Genomic DNA, 19952 nt, shown 5'->3' on the forward strand with positions numbered 1-19952 from the left:
TTGGTTTGGTATTCTTCTCAGCCATAATTTATTCCTTGATTTTTGTTAAAAATAAAATGCAGCTAGGCATTTTGCAATAAAGTGTGTAACAAAGCCTGATTATCCGCTTTCGGTGAGATTGTTACATGTTGCCATCCCAAATCTTTTGCAAACGTCGCAATTCTGCGACTTACGGTAATCAGTTGACAGCTTTTTAGCCAATTATGTTCTTTTTCCGGTACAAAATCCATAAGCGACAGTAAAATTTCTATACTGGTGGCAATAACGGTTTGCACGCCGGCTCGCTGACATAAGCCGGCTTGTTCCTCATTATTTGGATAAACAATCGGAACGCGGCGATAACATTCGAGATAATCCACTTCCGCGCCACGCTGCTGCGCTTGCTCGGCAAAAAACTCTCGTCCGCCATTACCACGTAAAATTAAGATTCGTTTTCCGTGTAATGTTTGCATGGCGGGCAGTTCAAGTAAGCCTTCGCTGGTTTCTTGTTGGAACGGATAATAAACCATTTTTTCAGTATTGGCGGTAAAATATTCGGCGGTTTGTTGCCCGACCGTAAAATAATACAAATCGTCGCGCCAGTGAAATCCTGTCTGTTTTAGGGTTTGTGCCGCGTACTCCACGGCATTTTTTGACACCGCAAAGACATAATCTTGCGCTTTTAGTTGCACCAGTTTATTCGGTAATTGATTTAATTCGCTTCCCGCCTCAATAGAAAATAAAGGCAGATGAATGGCGACAACACCTGCTTTATTTAGCATCTCAACTAATTGTCTTCCCCGTGTATCGGGGCGTGTGACCAATACCGCCATAAGTTTCTCACCTAGTCCTGATAAATGGATTGTAAGATTTTATCGCCACCTTGTGCTAATAGTTGCTCAGCAATACGAATGCCCAAATCTTGCGCATTTTCCACCGCACTTTTTCCTTCGGCGCGTAAAATTTTTGATCCATCCGGCGCACCTATCAGGGCACGCAAATAAAGTTCGTTATTTTGGCGAATGGTATAACAGCCGATAGGCACTTGGCAGCCACCTTGCAGGCGATTATTGAGCGCGCGTTCTGCCAAAACGCAATAAGTGGTGTCAATATCGGCAAGGGGGGCGAGTAACTGTTGCACTTGTTTATCATCCGCGCGACATTCAATCCCGATAGCGCCTTGTCCTGCCGCCGGCAATGACGTTTCGACCTCAACAAAATCTGTGATACGTTCGGCTAATCCCAAGCGAATGAGTCCGGCAGAAGCTAAGATAATCGCGTCATATTCGCCATTATCCAATTTGGATAAGCGGGTTCCTACATTGCCGCGTAAGGATCGAATATCTAAATCCGGGCGCCATGCTTTAAGTTGGCATTGGCGACGCAAACTGGAGGTACCCACAATTGCTCCTTGTGGCAAGGATACTAAATTGGCAAAGTGATTTGACACAAAGGCATCGCGTGGATCTTCTCGTTGACAAATCACGCTTAGGGTTAATCCTTGTGGAAATTGCATGGGGACATCTTTCATGGAGTGCACCGCAATATCGGCCTCACCATTGAGTAATGCATTTTCTAACTCTTTGACAAATAATCCTTTTCCACCAATTTTTGCCAAGGGCGTATCTAAAATGACATCACCTTTTGTGACCATTGGGACTAAAACGATTTCAAGTGCCGGATAAAGGCCGGCAAGGCGGTTTTTGATGTGGTTGGCTTGCCAAAGTGCCAATGGGCTTCGACGGGTGGCGATTTTTAAGAGGGTGTTATTTGTCATAGCGATATATTTTTTGTTAGCTTAAAAATAGACTGTCTTATCCTATCATTGTTGCTTGCAAAAGTCAGTTTTCATTTAAACATTTTGCTTTAATTTGAACCAAGTGATAGAGTAGGCAGCCGAGTGAAAGGCATTTACATTATGAGGTCGTCTTGCTGACGCTGAATAATGATAAGTTTTCGATAACCGCTGTATCTTATTGTCGGTTTTGGCTGAATAATCATAGGATATTGTTTGAATTATGACCTAAATAAAGCAAGGCTCGATGTAGCGTATCTGGATAATTTGCGTTTTGAACGTACTCTATCCGGATCCAGTGCTGAATTTCAGCAAGTTTTCCAATTGATTACCTTGTTATTGCATATCAATCATCCTGCGTTGCCCGGCTATATTGAAAAGGCACCGCAAGGGATCGCCGACTTTAATTTATCCCCATACCAAAAAAATTATCTGACCAGTAAATTATCCACTGCCGAATTGGTTCCGCTACAGCGTGAAATCAATGATAAAAGTGACCGCACTTCTGCTGCCATTTGGGGCGTTTATGTGATGGGGAGCGTTGCGTCGGTCAGCCAAACCTCCATGTCTGATCTGGATATTTGGGTTTGTCAGCGCGAAGGGCTTTGTCGCGAAGCCCGCGAGTTACTCAAACAAAAACAAACTGTGTTGCAACAATGGGCAATGGTGCTTGGGATTGATATTAATCTTTATTTAATTGATCAAAAACGCTTTCGCAGTTTCCGTTATGCTGATCCGTTAACTGCAGAAAATTGTGGTTCGGCACAATATATGCTGCTGTTGGATGAATTTTATCGCACCGCCATTCGCTTAGCGGGCAAACCGTTACTGTGGTTACATCTTGCGGTAGAAGATGAGCATTTGTATGAAACGGAAGTGGCGCGTCTGATTGACGAAAAACAACTTGATCCTAATGATTGGGTGGATTTTGGTGGTTTGGGCGCCTTTTCAGCCAATGAATATTTTGGTGCCAGCTTATGGCAACTGTATAAAGGTATTGATGCGCCTTATAAATCAGCGTTAAAAATCTTGTTGCTGGAAATGTATTCCAGCGAGTATCCTCACACGCATTTAATTGCACAAGAATTTAAACAGCGTTTATTAAAAGGTGAGCGGGATTATCATTTTGATGCTTATTTAACCATGCTTGAACGCGTGACCCGCTATTTAATCAATGGAAAAGAATTTAAACGTTTGGCGTTTGCGCGCTTGTGTTTTTATGTTAAAGCAACGGATTATGGCGAATACCGTCCGCAATCCACTCAATCCAATTGGCGTTTGGATTATTTGCAAAAATTGGTAAAAGAATGGGGGTGGTCGGAAAAATTAATTGAGGATTTAAACCAACGTTCCCGTTGGAAAATTAAACGGGTTAAAGAAAATCATGATGATTTAATTCAATTTTTAATGTTCAGTTATCGTCATTTGGTGTATTTTGCTCGCAAATATAAAGTAAATTCCAGTATTATGCCGCAAGATCTATCCATCCTAACGCGCAAACTTTACACGGCATTTGAAGAATTACCGGGCAAAATTACCTTGCTTAATTCGACGATTTCCGCCAATTTGAGTGAGCAATCGTTGACCTTTATTGAAGTGAAAAATAATCGCTTTTTCAAAGACGGTTGGTATTTGGTTAATCAAGTACCCGCCATTGAAAGTTTTGCCACACCGCGCAATGTGGAATACGCCGAGAGTTTGAATAAATTGGTAGCGTGGGCATATTTTAATCGTGTGCTAACGCCTGCAACCCAACTTTATATTTCCAGCAAAAACGTCAGCTTGGATACGTTGCGTAAATTTGTTACTGATTTACGTTTGTCGTTCCCGAATTCGTTGACGTCGGCGAGCAATGAAGAATTGAGTCATTCTTGTGAAATTCGCGATTTGGTGGTGACGGTGAATTTATCTGTTGATCCGACGAAAAATTTATTACAAGCCAAATCTAATATTGTGCCGAGCGATTTATTTAGTTTTGGACCGGCGGAAGAAAGTTTGGTCGGTAGTATTGATTTAACTTATCGTAATGTTTGGAATGAAATTCGTACTTTGCATTTTGAAGGTGCCAATGCGATTTTATTGGCACTGAAAGTATTATCCAATAAAGTCTCGAGAGGCTCAACGCCACCGCGTGTGGTGAACGTTTTTTGTTATAGCCAACATTATCGGATGACATTGCGTAATATTGTGACCGCACTTATCAATAAATGCTTGAGTATTCAAATCGGTACCAGTGATGTGCCGCAAAATAATACCTTGCGTGTGGCAGGAAAAAACTGGCAATTCTTTTTTGAAGAGCGCGGGTTAAGTTTGCAAGAATTGCATAGTGTTCAACCACGGGATAAGCAAGAATTTGATATTGCCTTGCAAGGCACGATCGAAGAGCATGAGGCAATCGCGCTTGCCAATGAAAAACATTATCCTTATGAAATTGATGCGTTTGCAAGCGAAGGATTTTTGCAATTTTTCTTTGAGGATAATCCGAATAAATCCTTTAATGTTTATATCTTAGACGAAGCAAACCATATTGAAATTTATCGCCATTGCGAAGGCTCAAAAGAACAAAAAATCCGCGAAATAAACCATATTTATCAATCTGCCGGCTTGGAGGGGTGCGGTAATCCGTATAAAATTGTACAACGTAATTTTAATTATCCGCAATTTTATCAATTATTGCCGGAGGGGAACGGTGTAAAAATCGTACCATTTTATAGCCGATTGGCATTGTCATAATAATTTGGAGAGGATATGTCAGATAAAATTAAAGTGATCATTATAGATGATCATCCATTAATGCGTAGAGGAATTAGACAATTATTAGAATTACAAAACGCATTTGATGTGGTTGGTGATGCCGGTAGTGGAACGGAGGGCATTCATTTAGCATTACAAACTTCGCCGGATTTGGTGATTTTAGATTTAAATATGAAAGGCTTATCCGGGTTGGATACGTTAAAAGCGCTGCGTACGGAAGGGGTGGATGCGCGTATAGTGATTTTAACCGTTTCCGATGCGAAAAATGATATTTTTACTTTGGTTGATGCCGGTGCAGATGGCTATTTGTTGAAAGACAGTGAGCCGGATACCTTATTGTCACAATTGCAACGCATTGCGCAAGGCGAGGTGATTTTAAGCGATTCCATCAAGGATTTGCTGTTGGAAAAACGTTCGGCAGAAGAGCCTATGAAGTTATTAACTGATCGCGAAAGGGATGTGCTGCGTTTAATTGCTACCGGCTTATCCAATAAACAAATTGCCGTGCAATTATTTATCTCGGAAGAAACAGTCAAAGTGCATATTCGCAATTTATTGCGTAAGTTAAATGTGCATTCCCGCGTGGCGGCAACAGTATTATATTTTCAGCAACAAGGCGTATAACCCTATTAAAAAATGACCGCACTTTTTTTGTTTTATCTGTCAAAGGGACAGCGGGTGAAACTGAAAAAAAGAGCGGTGTTTTTTACTGATTATTGTGCATCATATTGGCGAGCACCGAAAATGGCAGTACCGATTCTTACCATGGTAGCCCCCCATTTTATGGCGCTTGCCATATCATTGCTCATGCCCATTGACAGCGTGTCGATCGGCAATTGTGGAAATTGCTGTTGTAATTGTTGGAACAGCGTTAACATTTGCGCGAACGCCTTTTCTTGTTCAGCCGGATCGTTGCCAGCTTGCGGAATAGCCATCAGTCCGCGCAAACATAAGTGCGGTAAGTTTTCCACGTGTTTTGCTAACGCTGACAGCTCTTGTGGCGCAATACCCGATTTGCTTTTTTCATTGCTGATATTAATTTGAATTAACACATTTAGCGGCTTTTTATAATGCGGACGTTGTTCGTTGAGACGATCAGCGATTTTGGCACGATCTAAGGTTTGCATCCAATCAAAATTTTCTGCCACAAGACGAGATTTATTGGATTGCAATGAACCGATAAAATGCCATTCTAAGGCAATTTGCTGCTGCTCAAAATAATGAATTTTTTCGACACCTTCTTGCACATAATTCTCGCCAAAGGCGGTTTGACCGGCTTGATAGGCTTGCAAAATATCTGCCACGGGTTTGGTTTTGCTGACCGCCAATAATTTGACAGTTTGCGGATCTTTTTGAATGTGTTCACAAATTTGTTTTATTTGCTGGTAAACAGTGATTAAATTTTCTTTTATTTGCATGACTGGCGTTACCTGTGATTATGATATCGGGGTATTATTTGGGATTAAGAAAAATAATTTTACCTGAAATAGACTGGATTGAGAAAAATTTATGAAAAAAAACGATTTTTTTATTTTCTATTTGACAATGATGTAAAATTTCGGTATTTCTAACATATATTCTATTTGTAAAGTATTAGTAAGACGGATTATGGCACAACGTACCACCTTCGCAACCATTATTACGATGACCATTATTATGCTTAATGGAGCGGGTTAGTGCGTTAAAAAAGGAATACACCGAACCCGCATTTTATCAAGTGCGGGTTTTTTTATGATAAATTTTAAAAATTCACAACATCTTAGGAGATTATTATGCGCGTACTTAAATTTGGAGGGACATCATTAGCCAACTCGGAACGCTTTTCACAAGCCGCCCAATTGATTGAACAGGCTCATTTGGAAGAACAAGCGGCAGGTGTTTTATCCGCGCCCGCCAAAATCACCAACCACCTCGTTGCCCTTTCTGAAAAAGCGAGTTTAAACCAACCTACCGACAGTCATTTTAACGAAGTTTTAGACATTTTCTATAATATTATTAATGGATTATATCAAGAAAATAGCAATTTTGATTTAGCCGGTACCAAAGCATTGATTGATGCTGAATTTACTCAAATTCAAGGGCTTTTGGCGGAAATTCGTCAAAATGGCAAGGTGGAAGATGCGGTTAAGGCAACTATTGATTCTCGCGGCGAAAAATTATCTATCGCTATGATGAAAGCTTGGTTTGAAGCCCGCGGATATGAGGTGACCTTAATTAATCCGGTCGAAAAATTGTTAGCTCATGGCGGTTATTTGGAATCTTCGGTAGATATTGAAGAATCAACCAAGCGTATTGATGCTCCTTCTATTCCGAAGAAAAATGTTGTTTTGATGGCGGGGTTTACCGCCGGTAATGAAAAGGGTGAATTAGTACTATTGGGGCGTAACGGTTCGGATTATTCTGCGGCGTGTTTGGCGGCGTGTTTAAACGCCGGCGTGTGTGAAATTTGGACGGATGTGGATGGTGTTTATACTTGTGATCCGCGTTTGGTGCCGGATGCCGTACTGTTGCCTAGCCTGTCTTACCGTGAAGCCATGGAGCTTTCCTATTTCGGTGCGAAAGTGATTCACCCGCGTACTATCGGTCCGTTAGTGCAAACGAATATTCCTTGTTTGATCAAAAATACCGGTAATCCGAGTGCACTCGGTACGATCATTGATGCCAGTGTCAAATCGGAAAAACTGCAAGTAAAAGGGATTGCCAATTTGGATAATTTGGCGATGTTTAATGTCAGTGGTCCCGGCTTGCAAGGGGTTGTCGGAATGGCTTCCCGTATTTTTTCAGCGATGTCTCAAGCTGGCGTTTCTGTGATTTTAATTACGCAATCTTCTTCAGAATACAGCGTAAGTTTTTGTGTTTCCGTCAAAGCCGTTGAAACAGCCAGATCGGCATTGGAAGCGGAATTTGAGCAAGAATTGAAAACGAATGCCTTAGAGCCGATTGATGTGATCCGCGATTTATCCATTATTTCTGTGGTTGGTGATGGGATGCGTCAAGCGAAAGGGATTGCAGCGCGTTTCTTCTCAGCCTTAGCACAAGCTAACATCAGTATTGTTGCCATTGCCCAAGGCTCATCAGAACGTTCTATTTCCGCTGTGGTCGCGCAAAATAAAGCGATTGAAGCAGTGAAGGCAACGCACCAGGTGTTATTTAATAACAAAAAAGTGGTAGATATGTTTTTAGTGGGTGTTGGCGGTGTTGGCGGTGAATTGATCGAGCAAGTAAAAAATCAAAAAGAATATTTGGCAAAGAAGGATATTGAAATTCGTGTTTGTGCCTTAGCTAATTCAAATAAAATGCTATTAGATGAGCGCGGTTTGGATTTGACCAACTGGCAAGAGCAATTGGCAAATGCAACCCAACCGTCAGATTTTGATGTATTACTTTCCTTTATTAAATTGCACCATGTGGTTAATCCGGTATTTGTGGACTGTACCACTGCTGAAAGTGTTGCAGGGTTATATGCACGCGCGTTGGAAGAAGGTTTCCACGTAGTGACGCCGAATAAGAAAGCGAACACGCGCGAGATAGAATATTACAATCAAGTACGTGCCAATGCGCGTAAAAATCAGCGTAAATTCTTATATGATACTAATGTCGGCGCCGGGTTGCCGGTCATTGAGAATTTACAAAATTTATTGGCGGCAGGAGATGAAGTAAATCGTTTTAACGGAATTTTATCCGGTTCCTTATCCTTTATTTTCGGCAAGTTGGAGGAGGGATTATCTTTATCAGAAGTGACCGCACTTGCTCGCGAGAAAGGGTTTACCGAACCGGATCCGCGTGATGACCTTTCCGGACAGGATGTAGCGCGTAAATTATTAATTCTTGCCCGCGAAACCGGTTTACAAATCGAATTGGATGATGTAGAAGTTGAAAGCGTATTGCCACAGGGTTTTGCTGAAGGGAAAAGTGCGGATGAATTTATGGCACTTTTACCACAATTAGATGCGGAATTTGCAACGCGTGTTGCAAACGCCAAAGCTGCCGGCAAAGTGTTACGCTATGTGGGGCAAATCGAAAATGGACATTGTAAAGTATCCATTCTTGAAGTGGATGCAGATGATCCGTTATATAAAGTGAAAAATGGGGAAAATGCACTTGCATTTTATACGCGCTATTATCATCCTATTCCATTATTATTGCGTGGTTATGGCGCCGGTAATGCGGTGACGGCAGCGGGGATTTTTGCCGACATATTGAGAACGTTACAACATTAATGAGGGGAGCGAGAATGCTTAGAATTTATGCGCCGGCATCAAGTGCTAATATTAGTGTCGGATTTGATACCTTGGGGGCGGCAATCTCCCCCATTAACGGCTCTTTACTCGGAGATGTGGTTCAAATTGACGAAATTGCCGGTGGTTTTGAGTTAGAAAATGCGGGTTATTTTGTGCGTAAATTGCCAAAAGAACCGCAAAAAAATATTGTTTATCAGGCGTATGTGCTGTTTAGTGAGCGTTTGAAGTTGCGCAATGTCGCGGTTAAAGCCTTGCGTTTAACGCTGGAGAAAAATATGCCGATCGGATCCGGTTTAGGATCGAGTGCCTGTTCTATTGTGGCGGCGTTGGTTGCGTTGAATAAATTCCATGAGGAACCTTTCTCAAAAATGGAGTTATTGGAGATGATGGGAGAATTGGAAGGGCGTATTTCCGGTTCAATTCATTATGATAATGTAGCACCTTGTTATTTAGGTGGGGTGCAATTAATGGTACAATCTCTCGGCAATATTTGCCAAACACTTCCGTTTTTTGATCATTGGTATTGGGTGTTGGCGTATCCGGGAATTGAAGTTTCTACAGCACAGGCACGAGCAATTTTACCGAAAAATTATACCCGCCAAGATGTTATTGCACATGGTCGTCATCTGGGGAGTTTTGTGCATGCTTGCCATACACAACAGGAAGCTTTAGCCGCTTATATGATGAAAGATGTGATCGCCGAGCCTTATCGAGAAGTGTTGTTACCGAATTTTGCCGAAGTCAAGCAGGCAGTAAGTGATTTGGGTGCGCTGGCTTGCGGGATTTCCGGTTCCGGTCCGACGATTTTTGCAATTGCGCCGGATCTGAATATTGCCATGAAATTATCCACGTATTTGGAAAATCATTATTTGCAAAACAATGAAGGATTTGTGCATATTTGCCAAGTGGACAATCAAGGAGCAAGAGAACTTGATTAACTTATTAAATTAATTCAGAATCTGATGTCGGAATTTTAATTTGAATAACCGGAGGAGCTTATGAAAAAGTATAGTGCGGTCATTTTTACCACGATTTTAGGCGTTATTTGTACAATAACCGCCTCAGCTAAATTGGAAAGTGTCGATCAAGGCATTTATATTGTCACAGATAAGGATGATAATGTGCTTGTCGGATATCGTTTCACTTCAATGGGAAAATATTGGACGACGGATATTTTACAGAATAATCAATGGAATAAAGTTGTTTGTACGCAGAATAAACCCTGTCGTTTAACGAACAGTTCAAAGGCAACAATGAAACGTTTTTTCGCTAAACATCCGGACGTAATTAAAGTTATTGATAAAAAATTTTCCGGAATATCGCTTTCTTGTGCGGATGTGAAAGAGTTTGCCTTTTGTAAATTGTCCGAACCACAGAATGCAACGTATTTACTGATAAATGAAGATTCTACTGTGATAGTGTTAAATAAATACCAACCTCAAACAGAACAATCAGTATCTGAGCCGGTGCAACAAAAAGATGAAGGTAAATAATGAATTTATACAATATCAAACATCCGGAAGAACAAGTGAATTTCGCCCAAGCGGTACGCCAAGGCTTGGGGAAAAACCAAGGGCTATTTTTTCCGCAAACTATTCCGCAATTAAGTCATATCGACCAATTATTAGCCTTGCCATTAGTAGAGCGTAGCCAAAAAATCTTAGGCGCATTAATTGGTGAAGAAATCCCAGCGGATAAATTAACTGCTATGGTAAAAAATGCCTTTACTTTCCCGGCACCGGTGGCAAAAGTAGAGGACGGTATTTATGCCTTAGAATTATTCCACGGTCCAACGCTTGCCTTTAAAGATTTCGGTGGACGTTTTATGGCGCAAGCCCTTGCCACAGTGCGTGGTGATGGAAGAATTACGATTTTAACTGCAACCTCAGGCGACACAGGTGCGGCGGTAGCGCACGCGTTTTACGGTTTAGAAAATATCGACGTGGTGATTTTGTATCCAAAAGGCAAAATCAGTCCGTTACAAGAAAAATTATTCTGTACTTTAGGCGGTAATATTCGCACTGTAGCGATTAAATCGGATTTTGATGCTTGCCAAGCCTTAGTTAAACAAGCTTTCGACGACACTGAATTACGCCAAACTATCGGTTTAAATTCAGCAAACTCAATTAATATCAGTCGTTTATTAGCACAAGTTTGTTATTATTTTGAGGCGGTGGCGCAATTGCCTAAAGCCGAGCGTAATAATTTAGTGGTTTCTGTGCCGAGCGGTAACTTTGGTAATTTAACCGCAGGTTTAATTGCTAAATCCTTAGGATTGCCAATTAAACGCTTTGTTGCATCCACGAATGCAAACGATACGGTGCCGCGTTATTTGGCAAGCGGAAAATGGGAGCCGAAAGAAACAGTGGCAACTTTATCTAACGCTATGGATGTGAGTCGCCCGAATAACTGGCCTCGTGTGGAGGAGTTGTTTAAACGCAACGGTTGGGTGTTAAGTGATTTGGCAGCCGGTGCGTTAAGCGATGCGGAAACGGAAGACGCCTTAAAGGTACAATATGCGAAAGGGTATTTATGCGAACCCCATGGAGCAATCGCCTACCGAGTGTTGAAAGATCAACTTCAAGCGGGCGAAACCGGTTTATTCCTTTGCACTGCACACCCGGCGAAATTTAAGGAAAGTGTTGAATGTATTTTAAACATTGAATTACCCTTGCCGGAAGCCTTGGATAAACACAATAAATTACCTTTGCTTTCAGACGAAATGAACGCCGATTTCGCACAATTACGGGCGTATTTGTTAAAATAATTCGGATAGACGCGAAGAGCGCATCCCTATACTCACTTCGCAACGAATAAGTCGGGATGCAAACCGAGCGTTCTTTATGTTAGGAGATCAAAATGTTAGTGTTACAAATTATTGGCGGTATTTTAGCCATTGCTGTTGTTCTTTTTGGTTTGTTTGCATTAAATAAGGCTTATAAGGAGCGATTTGATTTTGCGATTTTTTCAACAACATTAATTGCCGTTGAAATGATTGGGGTTGTATTTAGTGCGGGTGGCTGGCTGTGGTATTCAAATGCATTAGAAGAAAAAGGTGATACATTAAACGGTATTGTATTAATAGTGATTGGTGCCCTGATTATTTTAGGCGTTATTTATACTCTTTATAAAAATACGAATTTTTTATTTGGTACATTGGGGACGGCAATTTTACTGATTAAATTAGCCATTCTGACGGCACTACTTCCTATATTGGTTGTTTTTGTTCTTCTTGCTATTGTAGGGGCAATTATTTCTTTTGCTAATGAACCAAAAAAAGTAAGGATAGTTAAATAAAATGATGACGGTTTATGGCATCAAAAACTGCGACACCGTGAAAAAAGCCCTAAAATGGCTTGCAGATCACCATATTGAACACAAACTTCACGATTACCGCGAGGACGGTTTAGACCCGAAATTTTTAACCCAAGCCGAAGCGCAATTTGGTTGGGAAGCTTTGGTCAATAAACGCAGCACCACATGGCGTAATCTTGATGAAAACATTAAAAAAACGCTTGATAAAACCACCGCACTTTCTGTGCTTGCAGAGCAACCGACCTTAATCAAACGCCCGATTGTTTTGCAAGCTAACGTAGCCTTGATTGGGTTTAATGAAAAAGAATACGAAGAAAAATTAAATAAATGAAAAACGAAATTATCAATCTCGCGCAAAATCTAATTCGTCGTCCGTCCATTTCCCCTGATGACCAAGGTTGTCAACAAATGATAGCAGAACGTTTGGCAAAATTAGGCTTTGAAATTGAATGGATGAACTTTGGTGAAACTACTAATTTATGGGCAAAACACGGTTCAACCAAGCCTTTAGTGGCATTTGCAGGGCATACGGACGTTGTACCGACGGGCGATAAAAACCAATGGCAATATCCGCCGTTTAGTGCGGAAATTATAGGCGATATGCTGTATGGGCGTGGTGCCGCAGATATGAAAGGAGCGCTCGCTTCCATGATTGTGGCGGCGGAAGAATATATCAAAGCTAACCCGAACCACAAGGGGATAATCGCTTTTTTAATTACTTCAGACGAAGAGGCTACCGCAAAAGATGGAACAACTAAAGTGGTGGATGCCTTAATGGCACGTGGTGAGCTGATTGATTATTGCATGGTGGGCGAACCGTCCAGCAGCCAAACGCTGGGCGATATTGTGAAAAATGGTCGTCGCGGTTCAATTACGGGCAACCTTTATATTCAAGGTATTCAAGGGCATGTAGCCTATCCCCATTTGGCGGAAAATCCAGTGCATAAAGCCGCACCATTTTTAACGGAATTAACGCAATATCAATGGGATGAGGGTAATGCATTTTTCCCACCAACGAGTCTGCAAATTGCCAATATTCAAGCGGGTACAGGTAGTAATAATGTGATCCCCGGCGAGCTTTATGTGCAATTTAATCTGCGTTATTGCACTGAAGTAACGGACGAAATCATCAAAAATAAAGTGGCGGAAATGCTACAAAAACATGGTTTAAACTATCATATTGAGTGGAATTTATCAGGTAAGCCATTTCTAACCAAACCGAATAAATTAGTAAAAGCAGTGGTAGACAGCCTTGAGAAAATTGTCGGCATTACACCCAAACTTGATACGGGCGGTGGCACATCAGACGCCCGTTTTATTGCGTTAATGGGCGGAGAAGTAGTGGAGTTAGGTCCGTTAAATACTACTATTCATAAAGTAAATGAATGTGTTAGCGTACATGATTTAGTGACGCTAGGCGAGGTTTACAAACAAATGTTGGTTAACCTTTTGGATTAACTGTAGGGGCACCGTGCGAGTGTCCGTATAACCATATTTAAGATAATTTGAGGATACACGTACGGTGTCCCCACAATAAATAATGATACTAACAAATGCACAACTTACCGGTAAATCCCGAACCCATTTGGTGAAATTACCTTATCCCCATTCACAAAACCATTTTCTGCAACCACAAGCCATGAAAGCATTCCAAGCATTGCAAAAAAGTGCGGTGAAAAATAACTTTAATTTGCAGCCGGCCAGTAGTTTCCGTGATTTCCAACGTCAACAGATGATTTGGAATGGCAAATTTAATGGCGAGCGCAAAGTGCATGATGATAACGGAAATGCCTTAAATTTGACCGCACTTTCTGATTGGGAAAAATGCCAAGCGATTTTACGTTGGTCGGCGTTGCCGGGCGCAAGTCGGCATCATTGGGGAACGGAGGTGGATATTTTTGATCCGGACCTATTGCCGGTGAATCAGTCGTTGCAACTGGAGCCTTGGGAATATGAAAAAGGTGGTTATTTTTTTGAATTAAGTCAATGGATGCAAGAAAATTTAGCACGCTTTGATTTCGCCTTACCGTTTTCAGCATTGGCAGATGAGATAAAAATTGGGCGCGAGCCTTGGCATATTAGCTATTTGCCGCTAGCCGAAATGGCTCAGCAACAATTTTCCTCTGATTGCTTGAATTGGGCGTGGGATGGGGAACTTATCGCGGGGAAATCAGTCTTAGTTGAACATTTTGTCCAAATTTTTCGTGAATTTATGGTTTGATAATGGGACATAAAGATGGATAAACCAAGGATAGAAGATAACCACAGTCAGTTTGGAAAAAGCATTGCAAGTTTGTTGCAATGGGTGTTGAATATTTCATTGATTATTTTAGCGGGCATTTTGGTGATTTTCTTAGGACAAGAAACTTATGCGTTGGCATTAGTGATTTTTGATTGGTCGAAAGAAGCCTCTTATTTGGTGATCGAAAAAATTGTAGTGTATTTTTTATATTTTGAATTTTTAGCTTTAATTGTTAAATATTTTAAGACTAATTACCATTTTCCGTTGCGTTATTTTTTGTATATTGGGATTACCGCTATGGTGCGACTCATTATTGTAGATCATTCAGACCCAATCGGTACGTTATTGTTCGCCTGCGCTATTTTTGTGATGGTAATTGCATTGTTTTTGGTTAATTCGGCGCGTTTAAGAAAAAGCTGATTTTAGTTATAAAAGTAGTTTTACTTGTTGAATGAGTAGGGCGAGTTAAATTAAAGGTAGATAAAAATGGATAGTTTTCAACAATTTTCACAACAAGATATTCAAATTGTTGCGAATGATGTAGTGTATGATGGTTTTTTTAAATTAAGAAAAATTCAGTTTAAGCATAAGTTATTTGCCGGCGGTATGAGCGGTGTAGTAACACGAGAAGTGTTGTATAAAGGGGCTGCATCTGCGGTAATTGCTTATGATCCGGCGGTAGATACGGTGGTGTTAGTAGAGCAGGTGCGTATTGGTGCTTATGATCCGGAATTAACACAATCTCCTTGGTTGTTGGAATTGATTGCCGGTATGGTAGAACAGGGAGAAAAACCGAATGAAGTCGCGTTGCGTGAAAGTGAAGAAGAAGCAGGAGTGCAGGTGAGTCATTTGCAACATGCGTTAAGTGTTTGGGATAGCCCGGGTGGAGTGATTGAACGTATTCATTTGTTTGCTGGGAAAGTGGATAGTCGTACCGCGAAAGGGATTCACGGATTAGCGGAAGAGCATGAAGATATTCGAGTACATGTGGTGAAACGTGAAACCGCTTATCAATGGGTTTGTGAGGGTAAAATTAATAATAGTATTGCGGTAATGGGATTGCAATGGTTACAACTTAATTATGTAAATCTACAAAAACAATGGCAATAAAATGTGACATAACGTTCATTTTTGAAATAAAAAAGTATAAAAATATGACATAGATAACATTTTTAGATTTTTTCTCGTGCATTTATTTGTAAAACACGTAACTTATACAAAGTTTAAAAGTTTCATATTCGAGTAGGAGTTTACTTTGTTTAATACCTATGTTTATTCAACCGAAGAGCCGGTTATTCGGTTGGTGCAGGTGACGGATACTCACCTTTTTAAAGATATCAACGGTGAACTGTTAGGCATTAATACACAAGCTAGTTTTAACCAAGTATTAAGCGAAATTAAACAGAGTAATTTTAATTACGATTTGGTGATAGCAACGGGCGATTTGGTACAAGATAGCAGTGATGAGGGATACTTTCATTTTTGTGAGAGCGTAAAACAATTGGGAAAGATGGTTTTTTGGATACCGGGGAATCATGATTTTCAACCTAAGATGTTTGATATTTTAAATCGGGAGCAGGAAAATATTTGTTCTAAGAAGCATATTTTGCTTGGTAAACATTGGCAAATACTCATGTTGGATAGCCAAGTCTACGGTGTATCGTATGGACAGCTTGGGCAGTATCAAATGGATTGGTTATTAGCAAAATTAAAAGAGTACCCTGAGCGCTATTCTTTGGTTGTTTTACATCACCATATTTTATCAACTAATTCAGCATGGCTGGATCAGCATAATTTACGTAATTCTTATGATTTAGCTTATGCACTGTCACCGTTTAATAATGTTAAAGGCATTTTATATGGACATATTCATCAAGAAGTAGAGGGAGAATGGAACGGTTACAAAGTAATGGCAACTCCTTCTACTTGTATTCAATTTAAGCCGGATAGTAATAATTTTGCATTAGATATTTTGCAACCTGGTTGGCGGGAAATTTCGCTTCACTCCGATGGAAAAATAGTTTCGCAAGTGAAACGAATTCAGAACGCCACTTTTTTACCGAATATGCTTAGTGAGGGATATTAATACGTCTAAAATACCTACCTTAAAAAAGGATGGCAGGAGCTATCCTTTTTATTACATGATTACAATCCTAACGCATATTTTAAGGCTCGTTTTTTTAATGGCGTGGCTTTATTGGTAGCCATTAACACTAAATTGCGGGCAATTTTAAGTGGCAAAATCTCTTCTTTAAAGGCTTTGTAGAAGAAATCCATACCGGATTGCATGAGCAAATTATCCGCTTTACGTCGTTGCTGATAACGAGCCAGCACAGAGGGGGTGGAAAAATCTTCGTCTTTTTTGACCGCACTTTCAATGACATCTAGCAACACTTTAATATCTTTAAAACCTAAATTAACGCCTTGACCGGCGAGCGGATTGATCGTGTGTGCTGCATCTCCAACCAACAAGATCCCTTGATTAAAATACGCCTGTGCGTGTTGACGTGTCAACTCAAAAAACGCAGATTGTTGTACTTTTATTTGCCCAAGGCACACAGGAAAGGCTTGCATAATTTCTTCGCCCAGTTTTTCTTGGGATAATTGTTTGAGATGGGTAAGGCGTTGTGGACTGTCATACCACACTAAGCAAGCTTGATTGCCAAGTAACGGTAAAAAGGCGCGCGGACCAGAAGGAGAGAATTGTTGCCAAGTAATGTCTTGTTGCGCCAATTCGGTTTCTACCAAAATCAACAGGCAAGATTGACGATATTGCCAACCGGTCAATCCGATACCGGCAAGTTGTCTTAAGTACGAATTCGCACCGTCAGCGGCAATCACTAGTGGCGCTTCGTAACTTTCGCCATTGGTTAAAAAAATACGCTGATTTTGACCGCACTTTTCTTGCTTTTTAATATTGGCTTGCAGCGTTGTTGCGACGTTGTGCTGCGTGGTGAGTGTTTGCCACAGCCCCAATTGCACTACGTTATTTTCCACCATAAATCCCAATTCCGGCAATTTGAGATCGTCACTGTGAAAATATGTTGAAAACCCTTCGATTTCCCAAGTTTCTAACGCTCGATAAGGGCAAATTCGCATATTTTCGATATATTGCCACGCACCAAGTTGTCGCAATAAATTCACTGATGCGACGCTGATGGCGGAAATACGAATGTCATAGGGAGAATGTGTTTCAAATGTTGGCAATGGCGTGCGTTCAATCAATTGGACTTGCAAACCAAGTTTGCCTAAACCGACAGCGCAAGCCGTACCAATCATGCCGCCGCCAACAATAATAATATCTCTGTATGTGGTCATGTGAACTCCCTATTTATCGTTTTAGCGTTCCGTGGTGAGAAACCCCGTTGAATAACGCTGAAAGGTGAGGATTATTGTACTCCGAATGGACTAATTATCCAAAATAAAACCGATTTTAACTGGCAACTGTGTACACAACTGGGTAAAATAGCCCATTAAATTTTTATGAATGACAATTTTGAAGCTATGACACAGAAATTACATATTAAAACTTGGGGCTGTCAAATGAATGAGTACGACAGCGCAAAAATGGCGGATTTATTAAATAGTACGCATGGCTTAGAGCTTACCGAAGTTCCGGAAGAAGCCGATATTTTATTGTTAAATACTTGTTCTATCAGAGAAAAAGCGCAAGAGAAAGTCTTCCATCAATTGGGACGTTGGAAAGAATTAAAAAAACAAAAGCCGGGTTTGGTGATTGGTGTTGGTGGTTGTGTGGCGTCGCAAGAAGGTGAACATATCCGTACACGAGCGCCTTATGTGGACATTATTTTTGGTCCACAGACTTTGCACCGCTTGCCGGAAATGATCAATCAAATTCGTGGTGGGAAAAGTGCGGTTGTGGATATCAGCTTCCCTGAAATTGAAAAATTTGACTGTTTACCGGAACCGCGAGCGGAAGGACCAACCGCTTTTGTGTCAATTATGGAAGGCTGCAATAAATATTGTTCTTTCTGTGTGGTGCCTTATACCCGTGGTGAAGAAGTGAGCCGTCCTGTAGATGACGTTTTATTTGAAATCGCACAACTTGCCGAACAAGGTGTACGCGAAGTCAATTTATTGGGGCAAAATGTGAATGCCTATCGTGGCGCAACGTATGATGGCGGTATTTGTTCTTTTGCTGAATTATTACGCTTAGTTGCATCTATCGATGGCATTGATCGCCTGCGTTTTACTACCAGCCATCCAATTGAATTTACGGATGATATTATTGATGTTTATGCAGATACGCCGGAACTGGTCAGTTTCTTGCATTTGCCGGTTCAAAGCGGATCGGATCGCGTGCTAAATATGATGAAACGTAATCATACCGCCTTGGAATATAAATCCATTATTCGCAAATTGCGCAAGGTGCGTCCGAATATTCAAATTAGTTCGGATTTCATTGTCGGCTTCCCGGGCGAGACCGATCAAGATTTTGAAGATACCATGAATTTAATCGCGCAAGTGAATTTTGACATGAGTTTCAGCTTTATTTATTCTGCTCGTCCGGGAACGCCGGCGGCGGATATGCCGGATGATGTGCCGGAAGAGGAAAAGAAACAGCGGTTATATTTGTTGCAACAACGGATCAACAATCAAGCAGCGCAATTTAGTCGCGCCATGTTGGGAACAGAACAGCGCGTGTTGGTGGAAGGACCGTCGAAAAAAGACATTATGGAATTAACCGGACGTACGGAAACGAACCGTATTGTGAATTTCGTTGGAACGCCGGATATGATAGGTAAATTTGTGGATATTGAAATCACGGATGTGTTCACCAACTCGCTTCGTGGTGATGTGGTGAGAACAGAGGATCAAATGGGATTGCGTGTTGTTCAGTCCCCACAAACTGTCATCAACCGTACTCGCAAAGAAGATGAACTGGGCGTAGGTAAATATATGGTATAAATGCCGATAAAAATTGTAAAGAAGTACCGCACTTTGAATGAAATGAATAAACAAAGTGCGGTGCTTTTTTCGTTTATTTTATATAATAAACCGACTGCTGTCTTCAACAGATTATTCCGACAACGACAAATTTAATTGGCAAAATCTTGCAAAATTCTATCGCACTTTAGTTTATTTCAATCGGTGTACCACTTGGTTTGCCGATCCTCTCCAAATTAAATTCGGGTCAGCAAGCGCTTTAACAAATTTGCCATCAATTAGGACATCAATATAAGGTAGCATTTGTTGTTGTTCCTTATTGAGTTCCTCCAGTTTATAGCCTGTCCACAGCCAAATATCTTTCTCGGGGCATTCGCATTTTACCCGCTGAACCAATGTCAGCAAGGTTGGCACGTTTTTAGGATGCAGCGGATCGCCGCCACTTAAAGTTAATCCTTGGCGTTTGATGCGCGTATCTTTGAGGTCTCGGATAATTTGCTCTTCCATGGTTTGATCAAATAATACGCCGGCGCTAAAAGACCAACTTTTTTGGTTGTAGCAACCTTTGCAGCCATGTTCACAGCCACTGACAAATAATGTACAACGGGTTCCTTCACCGTTGACAATATCGACGGGATAGTATTGAAGATAGTTCATATATCATTTATTTTCCGTTGAAATATGGTACGCACAAAATGCGCGCACCTTGAGCCGGTAA

19 protein-coding genes are annotated in these 19952 nt (G+C 41.0%); 14 read left to right on the forward strand and 5 right to left on the reverse strand.

The window, feature by feature from the left end:
* Positions 1–62 precede the first annotated feature (62 nt).
* A complete protein-coding gene (locus tag CFY87_RS09980; RefSeq protein WP_094947292.1) occupies positions 63–812 on the reverse strand; it encodes a uroporphyrinogen-III synthase in 750 nt (249 codons plus the stop codon).
* An 11-nt stretch (positions 813–823) separates the two neighbouring features.
* Complete coding sequence (gene hemC, locus CFY87_RS09985; RefSeq protein ID WP_094947295.1) at positions 824–1756, reverse strand: hydroxymethylbilane synthase; 933 nt, start codon at positions 1754–1756, stop codon at positions 824–826.
* 234 nt (positions 1757–1990) lie between these two features.
* Here hemC and CFY87_RS09990 point away from each other — a divergent pair, with 234 nt between their 5' ends.
* Together CFY87_RS09990 and CFY87_RS09995 are read left to right on the forward strand one after the other, a co-directional pair.
* The gene (locus tag CFY87_RS09990; protein WP_094947298.1) at positions 1991–4507 is read left to right on the forward strand and encodes a class I adenylate cyclase; all 2517 of its coding nucleotides are present in this window, start codon (positions 1991–1993) and stop codon (positions 4505–4507) included.
* Between the two features lie 15 nt (positions 4508–4522).
* Positions 4523–5152 (forward strand): response regulator, encoded by a 630-nt coding sequence (locus CFY87_RS09995; protein ID WP_094947301.1) that lies wholly within the window; start codon positions 4523–4525, stop codon positions 5150–5152.
* A gap of 89 nt (positions 5153–5241) precedes the next feature.
* On the opposite strand, the gene CFY87_RS10000 is transcribed toward CFY87_RS09995, so the two are convergent.
* Complete coding sequence (locus CFY87_RS10000; RefSeq protein WP_094947304.1) at positions 5242–5946, reverse strand: YggS family pyridoxal phosphate-dependent enzyme; 705 nt, start codon at positions 5944–5946, stop codon at positions 5242–5244.
* Positions 5947–6300: 354 nt separating this feature from the next.
* Here CFY87_RS10000 and thrA point away from each other — a divergent pair, with 354 nt between their 5' ends.
* The 11 genes from thrA to cpdA all read left to right on the forward strand — a co-directional run bounded on the left by thrA (position 6301) and on the right by cpdA (position 16412).
* On the forward strand, positions 6301–8748 hold the full coding sequence (gene thrA / locus CFY87_RS10005) for a bifunctional aspartate kinase/homoserine dehydrogenase I (RefSeq protein ID WP_094947307.1): 2448 nt from the start codon (positions 6301–6303) through the stop codon (positions 8746–8748).
* A 14-nt stretch (positions 8749–8762) separates the two neighbouring features.
* A complete protein-coding gene (gene thrB, locus CFY87_RS10010; protein ID WP_094947310.1) occupies positions 8763–9707 on the forward strand; it encodes a homoserine kinase in 945 nt (314 codons plus the stop codon).
* A 60-nt stretch (positions 9708–9767) separates the two neighbouring features.
* Positions 9768–10262, forward strand: coding sequence for a hypothetical protein (locus tag CFY87_RS10015; RefSeq protein WP_094947313.1), 495 nt, complete (start codon positions 9768–9770; stop codon positions 10260–10262).
* Entirely contained in the window at positions 10262–11536 is a 1275-nt protein-coding gene (gene thrC / locus CFY87_RS10020; RefSeq protein ID WP_094947316.1) for a threonine synthase, read from the forward strand. Before CFY87_RS10015 ends, thrC begins: the two co-directional genes overlap by 1 nt.
* A gap of 92 nt (positions 11537–11628) precedes the next feature.
* Complete coding sequence (locus CFY87_RS10025) at positions 11629–12066, forward strand: hypothetical protein (protein WP_094947319.1); 438 nt, start codon at positions 11629–11631, stop codon at positions 12064–12066.
* A gap of 1 nt (position 12067) precedes the next feature.
* A complete protein-coding gene (locus CFY87_RS10030) occupies positions 12068–12415 on the forward strand; it encodes an ArsC family reductase (protein WP_094947321.1) in 348 nt (115 codons plus the stop codon).
* Complete coding sequence (dapE, locus tag CFY87_RS10035; RefSeq protein WP_094947324.1) at positions 12412–13542, forward strand: succinyl-diaminopimelate desuccinylase; 1131 nt, start codon at positions 12412–12414, stop codon at positions 13540–13542. The genes CFY87_RS10030 and dapE overlap by 4 nt, the downstream gene beginning before the upstream one ends.
* A gap of 82 nt (positions 13543–13624) precedes the next feature.
* Entirely contained in the window at positions 13625–14305 is a 681-nt protein-coding gene (locus tag CFY87_RS10040; RefSeq protein ID WP_094947327.1) for a M15 family metallopeptidase, read from the forward strand.
* 15 nt (positions 14306–14320) lie between these two features.
* Positions 14321–14746, forward strand: coding sequence for a phosphate-starvation-inducible protein PsiE (gene psiE, locus CFY87_RS10045; RefSeq protein ID WP_094947330.1), 426 nt, complete (start codon positions 14321–14323; stop codon positions 14744–14746).
* Positions 14747–14812: 66 nt separating this feature from the next.
* Complete coding sequence (gene nudF / locus CFY87_RS10050) at positions 14813–15436, forward strand: ADP-ribose diphosphatase (RefSeq protein ID WP_094947333.1); 624 nt, start codon at positions 14813–14815, stop codon at positions 15434–15436.
* 145 nt (positions 15437–15581) lie between these two features.
* Complete coding sequence (gene cpdA / locus CFY87_RS10055) at positions 15582–16412, forward strand: 3',5'-cyclic-AMP phosphodiesterase (RefSeq protein ID WP_094947336.1); 831 nt, start codon at positions 15582–15584, stop codon at positions 16410–16412.
* Positions 16413–16471: 59 nt separating this feature from the next.
* On the opposite strand, the gene CFY87_RS10060 is transcribed toward cpdA, so the two are convergent.
* Positions 16472–17644, reverse strand: coding sequence for an FAD-dependent monooxygenase (locus CFY87_RS10060; protein WP_094947339.1), 1173 nt, complete (start codon positions 17642–17644; stop codon positions 16472–16474).
* A 186-nt stretch (positions 17645–17830) separates the two neighbouring features.
* Between CFY87_RS10060 and miaB the strand changes: the two genes are divergently transcribed.
* Positions 17831–19255, forward strand: coding sequence for a tRNA (N6-isopentenyl adenosine(37)-C2)-methylthiotransferase MiaB (gene miaB / locus CFY87_RS10065; protein WP_094947407.1), 1425 nt, complete (start codon positions 17831–17833; stop codon positions 19253–19255).
* A gap of 171 nt (positions 19256–19426) precedes the next feature.
* Here miaB and nrdG read toward each other — a convergent pair whose 3' ends face one another.
* On the reverse strand, positions 19427–19891 hold the full coding sequence (gene nrdG / locus CFY87_RS10070) for an anaerobic ribonucleoside-triphosphate reductase-activating protein (RefSeq protein ID WP_094947341.1): 465 nt from the start codon (positions 19889–19891) through the stop codon (positions 19427–19429).
* Between the last annotated feature and the right edge of the window lie 61 nt (positions 19892–19952).

The organism is Actinobacillus seminis, assembly GCF_002263215.1.
In the GTDB taxonomy this organism is placed as follows: domain Bacteria; phylum Pseudomonadota; class Gammaproteobacteria; order Enterobacterales; family Pasteurellaceae; genus Actinobacillus_B; species Actinobacillus_B seminis.